This window comes from Porcipelethomonas ammoniilytica (genome assembly GCF_025567485.1).
GTDB classification, from domain to species: Bacteria; Bacillota; Clostridia; order Oscillospirales; family Ruminococcaceae; genus Porcipelethomonas; species Porcipelethomonas ammoniilytica.
In genome coordinates, this window is sequence record NZ_JAOQKH010000023.1 from 1 (window position 1) to 18,135 (window position 18,135).

An 18,135-nucleotide genomic window follows, 5' to 3' on the forward strand; every position below is an offset into this window, starting at 1 on the left:
TGACTTATTGTATGAAATTTATCCTCTCCGGGTATCAGCGACAGTGAACCTCCGCTGTCCCATTTCATTATTAGATTTCCTGCATCATCTATAAAATCTACTGTTCCTTTAGAGCCTGGCGGTATTGGAAACGGATCGTTTTCCATACTGTCAAGGCATATTCTTGTCCCTTTTGGATATCTCTGCCGAAACAGTTCTACCTTTTTTTCATTGTATACCAAATTTTTCCCTCCAAATTTTATTTTTTTATTATTTCTTACTTCCACATTCTGCATCCCTTCTTTCAGACATTAAAAAAAGCCGTTCTTGATTTTGCTTTTCCTCTTGTGGATAAGCAACAAAAACGGCTTTATTTTTTCTACATATACAAAAAAGGCAGACTTGAGTTTTTCTTCCTCAAATCTGCTTCCATTTTCTTTTTATTTTCTTTTGTGTCGGTTCAAATCCCTCAAGTTGCCCAAAATCGCCCAAAAGCATCTATGGTTTTTTTATCTCTTTTTTTTGCTCTCAAAACACGAAAAAAGCCCGTAGATACGGGCTTTACGGCACTGTCATCTATTTTGTCAGTGCATGATGTAAAGCTCTGACAAAATAGATGACATAGTTTTAGTAGGATGAGGGGTTCAGACTCCAACTTTTTTAAAATTTTATTTTGAAATTCAACAGTTTTTCATATTAGATTTAAAAATTCCAATAATAAAAAATGCCTGAAATACCCTATAATAAAGGGTTTCGCGACAAAAAGTTAACGTCACTTGGACTTGGGGGTTCAAATGGCGTTACTCATATCAATAATTATGAGTAATCGGTGTGGCTATGATGCTTATTCATATGTTTTTGTGTCAGTAACTAAATAATATCCCTTTTTAAACTCAAATTCTTCATTTCTAATACTTTCTATATTAATGATCTCTCCTCCTATATATATATAATAGGTAGAGTCTCCTTTATTCTTACATCAGGCACAAAAGTGTTTTTTCTTATGTTGGACACAACTTTGTCTTGTTCCGAAAAGAAATATGCTGAGATGTTATTACTTAAAGCAATCTCTGCCAAATATCTGGTTCCACAGATATTCCTGATTACTTCAATTCTATCATCTATTAAAAACGCAGCATGTATTCCAAAACATAACATATCTATTTTCTTATTATTGATAAGTGTCATTAATGTAATATCTGAAACAATGATAACTTTAAATTTAAGATTCCTTTTGCCTATTTCTCTGCAATATTGAAAACAATCCTTATAGCTACTATTATTTTTCACGCTACACTCAGCTATATAAACCGTGGAAATACGTTGGAATTGTTCATCAAATCCGCTGAGAAAATCCAAAACACGTTCACTCAAGCCGTATAAACCTATTTTTTTTGAGGATATATTATCCTCTATAATTATGCTTGCCTTTCTTGATATACGCTTAGATATAAGCTTACGTTCATCTTGAATATCTTCTATTAGTTCCTTTAAAGCTTTTACTTTATTATTTGATTGATTGCAGCATTCAATAAGTTTATTATAAACAGTATCAAATGCAATATAATGTGGCTTTTGTGAGTAAATTTCCTTAAAGGCTTTGTTAAAGTTTCTTATCATAATTCCTATAGAAGTGTCATTTTGTTGGTTGATTTCCCTTAGCTCACCTTGTATTTTAGATAGGAAAAGATCAATCGCTTGAGTTTCAGTAGGATTTCCTGATATGTCATAAACCCAATCATAAATCTCATTTGGTATCTTTGTTAAGTCATTAGCGGAGATATCGCCTCCATATGTTACTTTATAGAGAAGTTTTAAAAACTTGGTATGGTTCATTTTTATACATCCAACGCTAGAATCTATCGAATAAATCATCTCCTCATCGTCCGTATCATATACTACGATACTAATGAGCCCTGATTGTTTCATGCTTTTTGAATACTTATTGAAAACGTTTTGAAAATCACGCTCATCGCATCCTATAAATAGTATTTTTTTTTGCGAAAAGATGACTTCAATAAATGTAACCAAATCATCGTTCCTACCTTTTAAATCTTCAATGAAATACAAGTCACTATCTCTTTCCAGCGATCCTAATAAGTAAAATAATGGAATTTCCATACCAAATAAATCCCATTTTCTCAAGTCACTTGAACGTGATATTATTTCATAATTTTTTCCTATAGCTTGTAATGCTCTTTCAAGCATGTTGTCGTGAGCTAATGAAACGTATCCGGCAAAATTTAAATTTGAGAGAATTGTATGACTTCTTGAAACGCCTTGAAGATTATTAATATAAAAACCTTTTAGTATGTCTTGTATATATGCAGATTTCCCTTTTCTCTGCATATATTCGCTTCTTGCCATTTCTATATCATTCGTGATTATTGATGGTTCAAGTTCTTTTATTCTTTTTAATAGAGCGAACTCCCCGACTTCTTCAGTGTTTGTTTTAAATTCGTTGATTGAGACCCCCTTCCCATATACTAAAACATATTTTCCATTAAGTATATCTTCAGCAATAGAACGAATTACATTCAAAACAAGCATTTGATTACTGTGTGAATCAGCCCCCAGACATCTAAATACCCAGTTTGCAATCTCTATATATGATAAATCTGAGAAATTACTTGACTTTTCTTCAATATGAGCAGAACCAACAAATAAGTTATGTAATTTCTCAGCTGATTGAGCATCCATACCGTCATATGCATATATGATTGAATGTGATAATACATATTCTGTGCTGTTAGAATGGGCTCGTTTAAAATATCCTAACTCATCATTAATCCAGCGACTAGTCATTCTTCCCCGACTATCTCTTTCAATACTACCATTTGCAACGAGTATAAATAACCTGCTGTTTGATGCAGCGTTCAATGTTATTTCTCCAAAATTGACATGTGTTTGTAGTGTGTGGCAAAAAACAGATAATCCCTTTGATCGCAAATAATTTGCTATATCTGTTGCTTTATTTGATGAACCTTTTTCTGATTCAGTTCCGTGGTATGCAATAAATAAATCATACTCCCAATTATTCAGTACACTTAGATCATTCATGCTCAAATTCGCTTCTATTAGGTGTTTATTATATCTATCAACATATATAAAATCTATTCCCGCCTCAATGGCAGCAAGATAATCATTGATTCCATCTCCGAAATAGAGAGCATTTGATAAATGTACTCCCATTAGCGAAATACATTTTTCTATGGGTTCTTTATCGGGTTTTTGCTTAACTACATCCTCACGTCCAACAATTGCATGAAAAAATTTTGTTACACCATACTTATTTAGAACTCGGATTATACTTTCCTTATCACGATTTGTTACAATTGCTATTTTCTTCCCGCTAGCGTATAATGTTTCAATTACTCTTTTGATTTCAGGGTACAATTCTGTTGTCTCCGAAATGATATCATGTGTCTTTTGGTACAGTAATTTCCTAAACTCTTCAAAAGAGAGAGTAGGATTCTCCATTTCGTTATAAGTTGTTTCAAGAGGAACAGTTAAATAATGAAAAATTCTATTTTTATCGTAAACCGTATTACAACGTCTAAATGTATATTCATAGGCGGTATTTGCTGTTTTAAGAGTATCGGCTATTGTTAAATCAAAATCGAAAATATATGCTTCATATTCATATATATTTTTTTGCAGATTGCTGTCTGGAGTAATATTCATGGTTATCACACTTTCTTGCTTTAAGTAATTGTTTAATATAAATCAGTTGATCCAGCTTATCATCTATACCACCATATTCATTCAGTTCCTTTTCAACATAACTGTATTCAATCTGTACTTCATCCAATGACATCAATTCAAACTTTTGGCACATGTCGATATAGTCAATCTTAGTGATATAATGATTGTTGCCCGAATAGGATAACGCTCTTCAATGGAAATTTTGGTTAGCCTCTCACTTAACGCTTCAGCATATTTTCTTCCGCTGCCTCCGAAATGATGGGGATATCCTTGTATCTTTGAATCATAGTTTGTTTCTCCAATAATGTATTTACCAAATATCCTTTTTCCTATCACTTGGATCCAGATCATAATATGGTTTTAAGCAATGGTGTGTTTTGGCGATATCATCTCTAGGATAACCATATACATAACCTTCCGCACGCATATAAGCATTCCATCTACGGTGTTCCAAACATTGAAGCGAGTCTCTTTCATCAATGGGAAGTGCATCAATGCCATGATTTGGATTATTTAAAGTATCGGTTCCTTTAACGCCACAAATGTCACGTGCTTTTTTATGAATTACGGATGCAACAGACGAGTTGTAATTGTATTCGTATGCCCAGAACGACTCTTCATCTCCCCATTTCTTGTGCCTTTCTAATGCTATTGATTCAAGTTCTGAATTAATAATCACACTTTCTGAATACTCAAGTCGTATATCTCCGATGTAATCTATATTATATGGTTGCCCTTTATAGTTTTTAGAATTGGCAAGGACCTTGGAAACCTTTGGATTTTTCGCAACAGTTTGGATAATTGGAGATAAACCAAACCTTTTCCATATCATTCTCATGTTTGATGCGACTCTAATATTCTCTTCATCAGAACCAAGAGAAACAAAAACAAAAGTTGCTGGATTGGTTTGACTTAATGTTTCAAATATTGTTGTAAGATCAGATGTGTTAACATCTATCTTGGAGTGAATAGTTATTGAATAGTCGCTTTCCCCATTTGTTGTAACACCATTGTAATTTGGAGACAATAAGTCAGGACATAATGTTTTGAATTTAGCTTCGGCTTTTTTATCCTTGTCAAAAGCATTAATGCTCAGTTTATAGTCATCCATTTGACAAAACCAAGCCAAAGCTTTTATCATTTCAATACCATAATCCCCCATACCTAAAACAACTGCATTTATGTGTTTTATCCCATTATTGTCAGGCATAGTAGCTCCACTAAATAGTTTATCGCCTTTTTTATAGAGTGTACGATATATAAGGGATTTCGTCTCATTGACTCTCCGCACCTTAACTTTTCCTTTATCAATTCCAGTTAATGCCAGTTCGCTCTCCCTAGTAGAAGAGAATAAAAATAATCTTGTGTTATTTCTATTCTTATATTTTTCAATAATTGTTAATGAATGATTAATATTTTCAGTTTCATTTTCACCTATTATAAAGAAAGAGATCTCAACACCTTTTCTATGGCAATGAAATTTAGGAGCTAGGATATCCTGTTTAAATAGAATAGCACCAATAGACTTAGCTCTATTTGATAAATCTAGGAATTCTTCCTCTTCTCTATCAACAACATCCGTAAAAACAATCACAAAATTTGGATGATTAGTCTTCAGATCAGATGCTAAAGTGATTGAACGCTCATTCAAATCGGAAAATACATATGCAGTTTTAAGAAAACTGCATATGTATCGCCTTCCTGCACTAAGACTCATTAATGCAGAAGCAAGTGCTCCAACAGTTAAAAGTGGGGCAATAGTACATAAAATCGACATTGTGAGGATATAAGGCTGCTGAAGACAAAACTCTTCTTGTTTATTGATTGTTTCCAGTAACTCTTTTCCGTCCATATCAACTGTGAACACTTGCATAACATTTGCAAGTGACAATGATAATGTTTCAATGATTCTAAAAAGAGGATTATCCGAGAGGTCATCTGCAATATAGTTGATTGGAAACAAGCCACATAAAGTCGATATCACCATACCTACAAATACAACATTAATTGGTTTAGTAATTCCTGTTTTTTTCTTCTGATATGATACAACAGTAGCAACTATTATTACTACAATCCAGAGCCACACAAGAATAATTGTAATATTCCAAAACATAATTATCCCTCTTTACCTTCTTTTGTAATCTTATACCCCATTTTCACGATTAACCGCAAAGTTTCCATAGCCGTATTTCTATCAAAATCCTTCTCTGATTCAGGTAACTCATCATAAGGCACAAGACAGGGCGTAGTTTTAAGCTCAACATTCTTTTCTTCTCCATAAGTCCATCCTTCAGCAATTCTGCCAACAGCCCAGACATCGTGAACATTTGCTGCGATTTTTTCGGTCAAGGAAAGTAAATCCTCAGACAGCGAAACAGCAGAAGTATCAATAGGTTTAGGTAAATACATAATTCATTTCTCCTGCAATCAATCATGAATTTTTTCTTTTGGTAACTCCATAACCTTTCTTATTTCTTCGGCAATGTCGTCATCCATTTTTATATGATATGGATTCCCATATCAGCAGCTCTCTGAAGAATTACATACTTTGCATCCCCAAAGCATAGAAGAGATTAGTGATTACTATGATATTATTGTAGTAACCTCCTCCCAATTGTTCTCCAACAGAGTACAGCTTATATAATCCCTCTGAAGAGAATCTACCGTTCTTACATGAAATGAAGTAAGGTAGGAGTCCGTAAGTAGCAAGAACATCAATTTCATTTGTAGTATCAATCGTTGAATTGGGATCATTAGCATCGTATAATCTGTATATGACCATCGTTCGCCACCATGCTACCAGAATCATCATAGACAGCTGAATTTTTTTCTTAGAGGTACGGACTTCATCACCAGTTTTTGCTAATGCATTAATTGGGAGTTAAATGAATAGCATTATTGTAGATAATATTATTATCAGTTTACTTATTATACATAATCGCTTGGTCATTGTTTTACACTTTTTACGATGTTGTAAAGCTTTTCATAAAGTTTATATCGAGTGAATAATACGAATGGAATCGACGGTGAAATCTAAAATAAGTGCTTGCACAAAAGTATAAAACTATTATTTATATTGCAAACAGCTACAATTCAACTATCCTTCGGAATTGTAGCTGCTTGAATTAATAAGGGAATATATCCAAATAAAACTTTCTGTTGCAATTAGGGTACTGGATCTCAAACTCATCCACATCATCGAATAAATCTGTTTTATTCGTTTTTTTAACATTCTGAACCAGTTTAAGAAACTCTGGAATTGTAGAAGCACTCTCAGGCCAAAAATGCTTAATAATTGTTTCAAGTTTATTGAAATAGAAAAACTCATTATCGTATTTAAACCTATATATATATGCATGAGGATGAATTATATGATATGTCATCTTTCGTCCTCCAAATCTCAAATATCGGATTATAAAAGACAATGCGATTTCCTTTGGGTTAATGCTATGATTATCCAACCATACTAGCTCGTTTGCATTCGGTATACCTTTGAATGTTATTTCATGACATGAGAAACCAATTGGATCATCATATACAGATGTTAAGTTTTCGCATGACGAAAAATCAAAGTCAATTATTGGCGAATCAAGCATTCTCCTATAACTTCCATCTTGAACCATTCTGAGGAAAGCTATTTTCCTGCGTTCATCTGCACCCAAAGTATCTCCATCGTCCTCAATATAATTACCAAGATACAAATCAGGATAATAAATCACCATATTTTTAGTTGTCGAATCCCGAAATGGAACCACCGAGATTTTTTCAAACTCATTAGCAATATACCATAATTCGTTTTTAATCTTTTGTTGGTTCAATTCGAAGCCATATAACTCTGAAAGCATATTGATAATAATAAACAGCTTGTTTTGAGGATAAGGCATTTTGGGTAAACTTGTTCGAGACCAATTTAACAATGACCTTTGGACGTGTATTTGATTAATTAAACACTTATGCAGTATCTCTTCTCGAAACTCAGAAAGCAAATCAGCATATTCTGTGTACATACCTTGAATTTCTCTAATATATGCAAGTAAATTGAATACTCTGATACCATTATAATACTCAATGTCTAAATACGATCCAATTGCATCAGAACCTGAACCTATAACTGAAGGAATATTTTGTAAGCCATCATTTGCAAGATAGGTCATAACATCTATCTCATTCTTAAATTCTTCAATAGATGTACTATATTTTCGTACAATAAAATCAGTATTAGACTGACTTGATGTATCAGAGATTATTTGTATTTCTCGTTGATCTTTGCATAAATCGTCACGGAAAGCTTGTATGGTGGCTTTACTAATTACCATAAGCAATCACCTCATTTTGTGTCATCAATCAGCTTTATGCGAATATTGTTATCTTCAGCGATGATTGTATCGTTTTCGCAAACAAGTTTCATCCCTCTAAAGAACTCACAGAAATCATAGCCGATATTTTGCGTATCTATATTTTGACTTTCAGCCCATGACATAAACTCATATTCATCATAAATTGTACTCTCATGACCATATGATATTTCGTATTCAAAATCGTAGTCATCATCTGAAGCCGTTTGACAGCTTTCAATAGAATTAAATTTTCCCTTTTCTGCAACCACAATGACTTCAACATTAAACTTTTGCGCTATTTCAATAATTGCTGAAGATCCACAAGTATTTATAAAATACACAGGCATATCATTGGATAATAGTACATCATGAGCTCCTAAAACTACTAAATCAACGATGCCTCGTTCTATTAAATTGAAAGCGGTCATGTCGGGGATAATTGTAATCTTAGAAAACATACAATTAGAATCTCTAATCAAATCGCAAAAGTTTTGGGCATCTCTGAATGGTAACTCGCTTTTAGGTCTGCATTCACAAATAAACAATTGACTTTGTTTCTGAAAACTGTCTGTGGTTCCACTGAGAAATTCAATTGCACGTAAGCTTTCTGAAAATAAAAGAATGCTTCTTCCGCTTTCATTTTCACTGAAATCCTCACCTTGTTCTTTTATTCCATTAGTCACTTGATGTCTTTCCCACTTGTAATCTTCGACAATTTTCTTTAGTTTTCTCCTTGTGGGATTAGAAAATAAGTCGCTTTTAATAGATAGCCAACACTTTTCAAAAGCATTAAAATTTCTTTTGATTCGTTTGAGATTATTACAGTTACTATCTGCTTTAGAAATGATTTCCACAAGTTCTAAATCATTTCTGTTTAAGTCGTCAAGTAACTGAGACAAAAACAATTCGATAGCTTGAGTTTCAGTAGGTGTACTAGCAATATTAAATAAATCTGTTATAAATTTACTGTCATCTGCATTGTACCTAAAAGATTTGCTGAAATTCTTGCTGGTAATAAGTCTGCCAAGGAAATCCTCAACATTTAAATTTATGATTCTTAATTCGTTACTTACATCATCATATATTGTAGGCATACCATTACTCTTAAGAACTACAATATTATTTTGTATAGTATAATCCGAACCGAGAATTTTCTTTAGAGCATTTGATATAGCAATATACCCTTTATAGTCTTCGCCATATCCTAGGTATATAACTTTTTTTCCAGTAAGTATCATCTTCAAAATGTCATAGATCAATCCTTCTGGCATAACACAGTCATCCAGATGCAACTCAGTTCTTTTAAACTCAAATACAGGAATTTCTCCCTTTTGAAGATCCAATCCATAAATTGAAGACGAGTCTGTAATAAGTACCGGTTCCTTTTCTGCTTCTACCAATCCTGCATCAATTTGAGTATACTCAACCGTTGTCAGATATGATGTGAATGGTAGTTTAGCTATATGGTGAATATTCTTATGAACAGGGTGTCTGGATAAAGTTTCCAATTCCCTTCTTAGAGCTATATCGCCCTTTTCATGGCGAAGTTTATGGCACTTCGTAAAGAAATTTCCACTTTTATCATCTGGTCTAAAATTTGAATAATTATCATTTAAAAGTGGACCTATCACGACAGCACATTCGCGTCTCATTAAGTTATCTGTAATTTGTTTTACAATATCATTGATATCTATAGTTACCTTTTCTATTTTTTCATCTAACGCAATAACAACTGCTTTTTGTACCCATTTTACTACAACTTCGGGATTAGTAAAAGTACCTATAACATCATTTAGTCTTTGACCTATGTCAACTACCAACGACATTAAAAAATGTCTGACCTCATCTTCCGATTTCCTTTTATCACCATAATAAATGAAATTTATTGTTTGACGGTTAACTTGTCCAGCATTAACCAGTGATCGGAATGTTTCGATCTCTTCATACAATTGATAAGGCTCACAATTTGGCCTAGTTTTTCTAATCCGCCCATATTCATCAGTATAGATATTATCGTTTACTAAAACAAGCATGCACTTGCTTTCTTGAATATGTCTAATTGTATCAGTCCAATCTTCAGAACCACCTTCTTCAAATACATACGGGATAATCCCAACATTTTTCAAGTGCTTCGCTAAATCTTTTGCGTAATCGTATGTTCCATCAGAAGAATAGGTACCATGATAAGCAATAAATACATCATATATATATTTTTTCATGGTAGCCTCCTTACAATATTATAGTCTTTCAAGCGTGATATCAGCAGAATACATGGTTTTCTTCTCAGCTACATTTTGGACAATAGTTGCTGCCACCTCAGCGGGATCCATAAATTTGCTTACATCTGGAGATAATCCACAATCAGGACTCCAGAATGGTGTGTTTATTCCTCCAGGGTATACACCAATAATATAGATATTACTCTTTTTATAGAACGCCCTAAGTGCTTCAGTAAAACCGCGTGCTGCCCATTTTGAAGCACAATACAACGACTCGTTTGCATTGCCTTTAAGTGCTGCTGTTGACATAACATTAACAATAGTGCCGCCTTCGGTCATGTTTCTGCATGCTTCATAAGTTATATTCATCAATCCAATTGCATTAGAATTGAAAACCTCCATTACTTGACTCAAACGCATATCTTCCGGAGCACCAAAGATTCCTTTACCAGCACAGTTGTACAGATAATTTACATAGTATCTGTTTTCTTTTAAAGAAGAGAATACAGAAGTGATAAAACTTTCATCAGAAACATCGCCAGCAAAGTACTGAACATCTCCACCAATCTCGTTTACAGTGTTCTTAATCTTGGTGATATCTCTGGCAATTATACAAACATTCTCTCCTTTTTGAACAAGAAGACGGACAACCTCTTTACCCAGTCCAGAAGCTCCTCCTGTAACGATGCTCACATTTTTCATAGTAATTACTCCTTTACATATAAAATATTATGAAAGTTTTCCGACAATTCAGAAAACTCACTTTCAACTTGATACTCTACAATTCTACTTAAATCTATTGCTGCAAGCTTTGAATAAGTATATATAAACGGCTTTAGTTTTCCCTTATTATGTTGCAAACAGCCTCGGCTAACCCAAAAATGAACAGTTGATGTTTCACATGCTCCAATGTTTATTGACTTTGTAGGTCCTTTAACACCGACCAACTGAATTTTGTTACTGTCCTTGTTGAATTTTCTTCTTTCGCTCAAGCAATCGACCGCATCAGTCATTAATGCTGAAAGATATAAGCATCTTTCAATATCGCTTTGTTCCATATGAGATATATGGTGCTTGCCGTCAAGATAAAGATTTCTTTTTGCGCTATTTAAATGGCGTGTTTTTGTTTCTGCTTCGTATTTCCTATCCCAAAACACAAGATTGTGCAAAAACAACTCTAAAAAATCAGAATAAAAGGCAACATCTGATTCATACAAACTATTAATAGTGATTAATCGAAACTGAACCGCAGGACACACCTGATTAAAAATGTTAAGTATCTTCTTGAATTGAATAGCATATCTTCTTAATTTTTCGTGAGGGATGTCACTTACTATATGCATTATGTCTGCAGAATATGTATAATAAAAACTAATTCCATAAGGATATGTTTTTAATATCTGTGCTGCGTATTTGAGTAGATATGAAACATTAAATACTTCTGCCCAATCCGGCATAAAATCTAAATCTAGTTTATAGGATTTATATGCGCCAAAGGGAACACTAAACTGTAACGGTTCTTTTCTTTTGGAGTAGTATATGATTTTTTCTTTGATGATCTTTCCCATTTCATCAGAAAGTTTGCTTTTGCGAAATTTTGAAGAAATTACTGTTTGATAGACCTGTTCTAGGTCAGTGTCAGGTAAATCACTCTCATTTTTTGGCATGCTGTCAAAATAATAGTCAACATTTAACAGAGAATTAATGAAATTATTAATTTCCAAGCTTTTCAATACAATCCCCCTCTACCATTAACGCCGACAAGTCACAAATAATATTGTCATTTGGTAAACTATTTCTATCTCTGACTACTCTAATTCCTTTAACACATGCATTCTCAGCGAAGATTAAGTCGTTTATAGAGTCTCCAACATATACACATTTATCTGGAGTTGCACCAATTTTACTCATGCACAATTCAAGTCCTTGCGGATCAGGCTTCCTTTTTGTTACATCATCGCATGAAATGATACATCTAAACATAGATGGATCTATCTTATGATGCTTGATAATCTGATTTATACATAATATGTCTTTGTTTGTAACGATAGCCAATATATGTGTTTTACTCAATTCACTCAACACTTTTTTTACTTCGGGGAACAGTCTTGACATAGTAGCCATCTTTTTATGCGAGTAAAAGTAGAACTCCTCCTCAAACTCTTGCTCACTAATTAGAGGATTCCGAATTCTTTCATATGTTTTATTAAGAAATTCTGACATATATACTGAAATCTGTTCCTTGTTAAACTCACCACCAGCTTTTGTTATAGCTTTCTCATATGAATAGATTGAGCCTAGCTCAGTGTCAACTAAGGTCATATCGAAATCAAATATAATGTATTTATATTTGTCCATTGTCATCTTACTGTTCCTCCATAATCCTGCACTCGTATCACATTATAAGGTCTTTTGCGAAAACTAACATAATAATTATAGTAAAGAAAAACTATATATCATACTTTCGCATAAGCTAATATTTTGCATAAGGATCAGCCTTTCTATTCAATCTAATTCATATGAAAATGCCCTGCAAACCACTTGTCGAACTTCAAGTCACTGTACAGCCACTCGAAGTATCCTGTCAACTCTGTATCATGCATATCGAGAACGAAGCCGAGATATTGGATCCCCAACTGTGGAACTGTGTGCATAAGGACATAGTCAGCATTATGGCTACACGATTTGAGTGTTTCTTCAGCAATCTTGTACTCCTGGTGATAAGATAATATACAATTATCAATAGTGTCCAACCAAATTCCGACTAATATCAACATAATTAGTCATATCTTAATTACATTAATAATTAAGTTTCAACAAAAGTCAATACCTAATTCGTAATTGGTATAAATTAATTCGTAATTTGTATTAACATATTCCATTTAATTCCAATCTTATGTTTCTCATTATACAAGATATTTTTAACATCGTCAATATTTTTGGGCAATTTATTATAGAATTTTGTAGAATTATATATAATTAAATAATTCTACTTGTTAATATTATACAATAAGTATTAGATCAAAAAATAAATGCTTAGAACGCAGTGGTTCTAAACATTAGCATAAACTTTTATTAAATTATTTCTTTGCATAAAGATAACGCTATTCAAATATGATGTTGAATAGCGTTAGGTTTATCATTTTAATTCATATTGATCTTTTAAAATTTGAATTTTCCCTTTTAACAAGACATTATCGAGTTCAGAATCATACTCTTTATATAAACTATCAAGTTCTTCAATTAATTCCGGAATAAACATGTCTTCAGGAATTTTAGTTCCTGCTCCCGATAAAGCATACGGATAATGAGTCCCTGTACCTCTTTTAAATTCTTTTATTTCAGTAAGCTTAATTGCAAAATTCAGGTCTGCTCCAAAATCATAAACCATTTTTAGTTTATCGCCTACTGATAAATTAAGATCTTTCAGTTTAAAATCGCATGGTTGAATAGCATTATCGTTATAAAACTCAAAATAAGAATTAATATACCTAACGCTAAATAAATGACTTCCGCTTAATTCAAAACTCGCCATAATTGCATAAGCTAATTTTGCTACTGTACTTACTGAAGTTATTTCAATTCTTCTCCAATACTTATCTTCCAGATTACAAAGCTTTATTTCAAATTCATATACTACTGTCTGATCTGCCATTTTTAACGCTTCCCTTCTGTCTTTACATGATCTGCTTTATTATACTATATATTTATCTGTTTTGCAAGTTGAGTGCTTCATGCTCATCAATCATATGAACATATTCCTTTTCCTCACAGTCAATATAATCCTTGATCAGCTGCTCTGCCTCGTATATATCTTATTTAAGAATTTCAAACCCAACTGCAATCGAAATTTCGTCAAGTTTTAGTTTTTCTTCAGAATCAAATATCTCAACTTCATAACCTTTGCAGCAAATATCACTCCCCTGCTTGTCCTGCCGAATCAAATTATCGACAGATTTTATTTTTATATAAAAACTTTTATATCTCATTTTCACACCTCATTCCATTGTCATCTGAATACCTTCTTCAAGTTCCTCAGATTCTTCGGCAATTTCTTCACATTCTTCCTGTTTAATTTTTTGTTCGTAATCAAATGCCTGTTTTAACGCATCTACCAGATATTTTTCATCAAATCCGTTTTCACGATAACCTTTTACAATCGTGTTATAATATCCTGCTGTTGGCAATGATATTTCTCTGCCGTTCATAACATATGCCATACATTTTTGTGTTTCTCCGTTTATTTCTACTTCTATATCTTCTTTACGATATAAATGAGGAAAGCCCTCATAACGATCCAGACTGAGTTCATCCTGTCCTCCAAGCTCCCAAATAAGTACCGGAACCTCAGAACCTTCTTTCGGTTCAATAGTTGCTACTTGTCTGAACTGTAACTCATAATCGGATAGCATTCCTGTTGTTACAACCTTTGAGTCAGGACATCTAAACGCCATTTGCTCCAGATTTATATTTGATCCATACGCTAAATACAATTTTTTCATTTTCAATCCTCCATACATTCTACATGGACAACTCCATGCCCATTTCTTCTGTTTCTTCTTCCTCAAATTCGCTCTCACAGTCCTCTAAAATTTCATCGGGTGTTACCTCTGATTCCTCTGCAGGAGCCGACAGAATATTATCACTGCGTGAAACTTTTGGCGAGCAATACTTCTTTGTTACGGCAGCATTGCTTATTGCCAATGCCAAGGTCAAATATGATCTTATGACTCCGGCATGTAAAGATGAATTACAGCATCTTATCTCGAAATGCCTTCCCGAAAAGTAACTATGTAAATTAAGTGCCCTGTATCTCGATGAATCATAATGATAGTTTCTTCTGCTTTCTCCGTTATACCAAAGTCTTTCTATTTCCTCTATAGTTTTTGGCTTTTTCTTATTCAACTCTGATAAAAATCTCTGATCTACCTTTTCACAATAACCAGAACGCATTGAAGATACTTGCAATGCCTCCCACAGAAAATCTTCTTTGCTTGCAAATATATTTACTAGATTTCTCAAACTTCGGGCGTCAAAATCATCTGCTGAAATATGAATATGAATTCCGCATTTATATTCCGCTCCTGTTACGGCTCCTGCCTTTCTTAATGTTCTCACTACCTCCTGCAGCATCGGTATATCCTCATATGACAGTACAGGAGAATTTAATTCTACACTATACAACCTTGACGATGTTGTATTTCTATTTCTGTCTATACACCTTATACTTCCATCATAAACAATTGACCACTTTCTGTCCTTGTTATCCTTTATAGTATATTTATCATAAGGACCTCCCTCATTGACCGCATAACTTTCTAAGACTTTTGCAACTGCCTTGGCTGCCTGATTTCTTGTAATTCCGGTACACTCAATTTCAATTCCATACCCCCTTGTTTTTATTCCCTCATAATTTCCTGACAATTATTTTTTACCTCCTTTCTTTATAAATAAAAAAACGGTCTGCATTTTTTTGCAAACCGTTATATATAAAACAAGGATACGAGTTTTCATATCCTTGTTCTTTTACATTATTTAATTATTTTTCATTTCTGTGTCAATATCACGCCCGCCGTACATAACGCGGATAACAGTTACAATACCTTTTTTCTCATTAGGAATGTACATTACAACAAAATTATCTATGGGCATTATTCGCATACCTCGTGATTGCCACGGTTCTCTTTCATATTCTCTAAAACGCATCGGCATTTGATTTAATCCCATGATGTGTTCTTCCAATCTGTCAATCTGTCCTGCAGCACTCCGCGGAGAAAGCAAGGTATATGCTATATACTCATAAATTCCCCGCAAATCTGCCTGTGCCTGTTTTGAAATGTCAATCTTATAAGTCATATTCCGTAATCTCTGCGAATGTCATCAAATACTTTGTCGGCTGTTTCGGTTCGTCCTGCAAGCATATCCGCATATCCTTTCTCAATCTCCGTGTCAAGTTCTTCCGCCGTTAACTTATTTATCGACACTGGTTTTGCTACTGGTAGTTTCACATCAAACGGCAGACCTCTCTGTAAAATAATTTGTTTATAAAACATATTGATAGCACCGGACACCGGTATTCCAAGTGCACTCAAGATATTCTCTGCCTGTTCTTTCACATCCGGTTCGATTCTCGCATATAAATTTGCTGTTTTTGATGCCATAATATTAAACTCCTTCCATAAAATATTCTTTCTTATATTATAACCAATTGTACGCACAAATGCAATACAAAAATAAAAAAATTGCTATTCAAATATAAAAACAAGGATACAGCGTAATATTTCCACTGTATCCTCGTTTTTTGGGGTACTCTATATAGCCAATAATTCATTGTTAGCTTGACAACTTCCCTTGACGCACAGTACAACACCGCTCCTGCATTATACAGGAGCAGTTATTGTTCTGCATAATATTAAGGAATAATTTAGAAGCTATTTAACTTTGACCTTGCGTATTTTCTTTATCCACTTGCTATAGACTTTTTTGGTGACATTGTTTTTATCCTTGTATGTCGCATACGCTCTTACTCGGACATAATACTTCTTTCCGCTCTTTATCTTGGAATTCTTGATATTGAGCTTTGCCTTAGCAGTGAATTTCTTGAATACTGGTTTTTTGAAGTTCTTCTTTGCAGATACTTCAACCTGATAGCCTTTAGCCTTTTTGACCTTTTTCCATGAAACAGTTATCTTCTTTTTAGACTTGCTCTTAGTAGTTAGTTTCTTGATTTTTGCCTGTTTCATGACCTTTGTAGCCGCTTTCTTATCCTTTGCCACTGCCTCCGAGCTTCTTGTTGCCTTTGTTGAAGCTGTTGTAGGTTTAGCTGTGGGCTTTTCAGTAGGCTTAGACGGCTCTTGCTTTGTCGGGTTCGGCTTCGTTGGCTCAGGTTTTGTAGGATCAGGCTCTTTTAAATTCTTGATAGCTGTATTGATTGCATTTATCGCTGAATTTAATTCGTCTGCTGTGGATTCGTCTGTAAGAGCCTTTGCCGCTTCAATCGCCTTTGTTAGCTCCGCAACGCTTTCAGCCGTGTATGGAGTTGTGTCAATCGCTTCTGCTTTCTCTATTGCCGTTTTAAGCTCGGCAACGGCAACTATCTGATCGTTATAGCTCTTTACCACGCTTCCGCCTATATTCAGAAACTCTACTTTTGTTATGCCGTATACATAATCCTTTGCATTATCCCATGCATATGTAAATGCACTTAGCTCAACGCTGTCTCCCTCGTTTATTGCTTCAGTCAGCGTTAATTCTTCAGTCCATGTTTCTCCGTTTTGGTAAGAAGAATCTTTTCCTATAAACTTTTTATATGATTCTATTCCTCCTACCATTGCTTTGATTTCTATTGAAGCATTCGGATTGTATGAAACATCTTCCGCACAGTCAAATGTAACTCTTATCTTTGTTGCTTTTGCCATATCCTTATCAGCGGTTGTATTTATAACAGTTGCAGTTCTGCCCTTTTTATAAACCTTTGCAAACGGTTTTCCGGCAGGAACTGTAGGTAGTTCTATGCCTACCAGTCCTTTTAATGCGGTGTTCAGTTTTTCTATTACCGCATTATATTCAGACTTTAATCCGCCATTAATAGCTTTAGCTTCAGTCAATGCTGTTTCAACAGGCGTCCAGCTTTCTTCTGTAAAAATATCGCTTTCCAAAGCTTCTGCCTGTTCTATAAGTTTATCCAATTGTGCTTTTTCCTCGCTTGCATCTGCTTTGGTCACTTTTTCCTGTGCTGCTATTAATCTGTCTTTTACACCGTTTAGCTGCTCTTGGGTATAACTGTCTGATTCATAGTACATTTTTGCAGTGGTGCTATACTAAAAAAGTGGACAGCAAAAAGCGAAAGATGGTATAATAATAAAAAAAGGAGAGAAACACATGGAAAACACCAA

General features: G+C 34.0%; 18 protein-coding genes. All 18 read right to left on the minus strand.

Annotated features, from left to right (window positions below; all coding sequences use genetic code 11):
• Nucleotides 1–221 (minus strand): DUF4314 domain-containing protein (locus OCV67_RS11720; protein ID WP_262644600.1); only part of this gene is annotated, 221 nt, incomplete at its 3' end.
• A gap of 697 nt (nucleotides 222–918) precedes the next feature.
• A complete protein-coding gene (locus OCV67_RS11725) occupies nucleotides 919–3,663 on the minus strand; it encodes an HAD family hydrolase (protein WP_147644153.1) in 2,745 nt (914 codons plus the stop codon).
• Nucleotides 3,620–3,796, minus strand: coding sequence for a hypothetical protein (locus OCV67_RS11730; RefSeq protein WP_178085122.1), 177 nt, complete (start codon nucleotides 3,794–3,796; stop codon nucleotides 3,620–3,622). Before OCV67_RS11730 ends, OCV67_RS11725 begins: the two co-directional genes overlap by 44 nt.
• A gap of 198 nt (nucleotides 3,797–3,994) precedes the next feature.
• Entirely contained in the window at nucleotides 3,995–5,797 is a 1,803-nt protein-coding gene (locus tag OCV67_RS11735) for a hypothetical protein (RefSeq protein WP_147644154.1), read from the minus strand.
• A gap of 2 nt (nucleotides 5,798–5,799) precedes the next feature.
• Complete coding sequence (locus OCV67_RS11740) at nucleotides 5,800–6,093, minus strand: RyR domain-containing protein (protein WP_147644155.1); 294 nt, start codon at nucleotides 6,091–6,093, stop codon at nucleotides 5,800–5,802.
• Nucleotides 6,094–6,223: 130 nt separating this feature from the next.
• On the minus strand, nucleotides 6,224–6,466 hold the full coding sequence (locus OCV67_RS11745; RefSeq protein WP_147644156.1) for a hypothetical protein: 243 nt from the start codon (nucleotides 6,464–6,466) through the stop codon (nucleotides 6,224–6,226).
• 343 nt (nucleotides 6,467–6,809) lie between these two features.
• Nucleotides 6,810–8,000, minus strand: coding sequence for a hypothetical protein (locus OCV67_RS11750; RefSeq protein WP_147644157.1), 1,191 nt, complete (start codon nucleotides 7,998–8,000; stop codon nucleotides 6,810–6,812).
• Between the two features lie 11 nt (nucleotides 8,001–8,011).
• Entirely contained in the window at nucleotides 8,012–10,240 is a 2,229-nt protein-coding gene (locus tag OCV67_RS11755; protein ID WP_147644158.1) for an IF-2B domain-containing protein, read from the minus strand.
• Between the two features lie 18 nt (nucleotides 10,241–10,258).
• Nucleotides 10,259–10,942 (minus strand): SDR family NAD(P)-dependent oxidoreductase, encoded by a 684-nt coding sequence (locus tag OCV67_RS11760; RefSeq protein ID WP_147644159.1) that lies wholly within the window; start codon nucleotides 10,940–10,942, stop codon nucleotides 10,259–10,261.
• 5 nt (nucleotides 10,943–10,947) lie between these two features.
• Entirely contained in the window at nucleotides 10,948–11,973 is a 1,026-nt protein-coding gene (locus OCV67_RS11765) for a hypothetical protein (protein ID WP_147644160.1), read from the minus strand.
• Nucleotides 11,954–12,604 (minus strand): HAD family hydrolase, encoded by a 651-nt coding sequence (locus tag OCV67_RS11770; RefSeq protein ID WP_147644161.1) that lies wholly within the window; start codon nucleotides 12,602–12,604, stop codon nucleotides 11,954–11,956. Before OCV67_RS11770 ends, OCV67_RS11765 begins: the two co-directional genes overlap by 20 nt.
• A gap of 775 nt (nucleotides 12,605–13,379) precedes the next feature.
• On the minus strand, nucleotides 13,380–13,895 hold the full coding sequence (locus OCV67_RS11775; protein ID WP_147644162.1) for a plasmid pRiA4b ORF-3 family protein: 516 nt from the start codon (nucleotides 13,893–13,895) through the stop codon (nucleotides 13,380–13,382).
• 160 nt (nucleotides 13,896–14,055) lie between these two features.
• Entirely contained in the window at nucleotides 14,056–14,229 is a 174-nt protein-coding gene (locus OCV67_RS11780; RefSeq protein WP_178085123.1) for a hypothetical protein, read from the minus strand.
• 9 nt (nucleotides 14,230–14,238) lie between these two features.
• Nucleotides 14,239–14,742: a gamma-glutamylcyclotransferase family protein gene (locus OCV67_RS11785; protein ID WP_147644163.1), complete on the minus strand. Its 504-nt coding sequence runs from the start codon at nucleotides 14,740–14,742 to the stop codon at nucleotides 14,239–14,241.
• A 19-nt stretch (nucleotides 14,743–14,761) separates the two neighbouring features.
• On the minus strand, nucleotides 14,762–15,664 hold the full coding sequence (locus tag OCV67_RS11790) for an amidoligase family protein (protein ID WP_147644164.1): 903 nt from the start codon (nucleotides 15,662–15,664) through the stop codon (nucleotides 14,762–14,764).
• A 111-nt stretch (nucleotides 15,665–15,775) separates the two neighbouring features.
• A complete protein-coding gene (locus OCV67_RS11795; RefSeq protein WP_147644165.1) occupies nucleotides 15,776–16,096 on the minus strand; it encodes a type II toxin-antitoxin system RelE/ParE family toxin in 321 nt (106 codons plus the stop codon).
• Nucleotides 16,093–16,401 (minus strand): type II toxin-antitoxin system RelB/DinJ family antitoxin, encoded by a 309-nt coding sequence (locus OCV67_RS11800; RefSeq protein ID WP_147644166.1) that lies wholly within the window; start codon nucleotides 16,399–16,401, stop codon nucleotides 16,093–16,095. Before OCV67_RS11800 ends, OCV67_RS11795 begins: the two co-directional genes overlap by 4 nt.
• Nucleotides 16,402–16,671: 270 nt before the next feature.
• On the minus strand, nucleotides 16,672–18,042 hold the full coding sequence (locus tag OCV67_RS11805) for a hypothetical protein (protein WP_147644167.1): 1,371 nt from the start codon (nucleotides 18,040–18,042) through the stop codon (nucleotides 16,672–16,674).
• Between the last annotated feature and the right edge of the window lie 93 nt (nucleotides 18,043–18,135).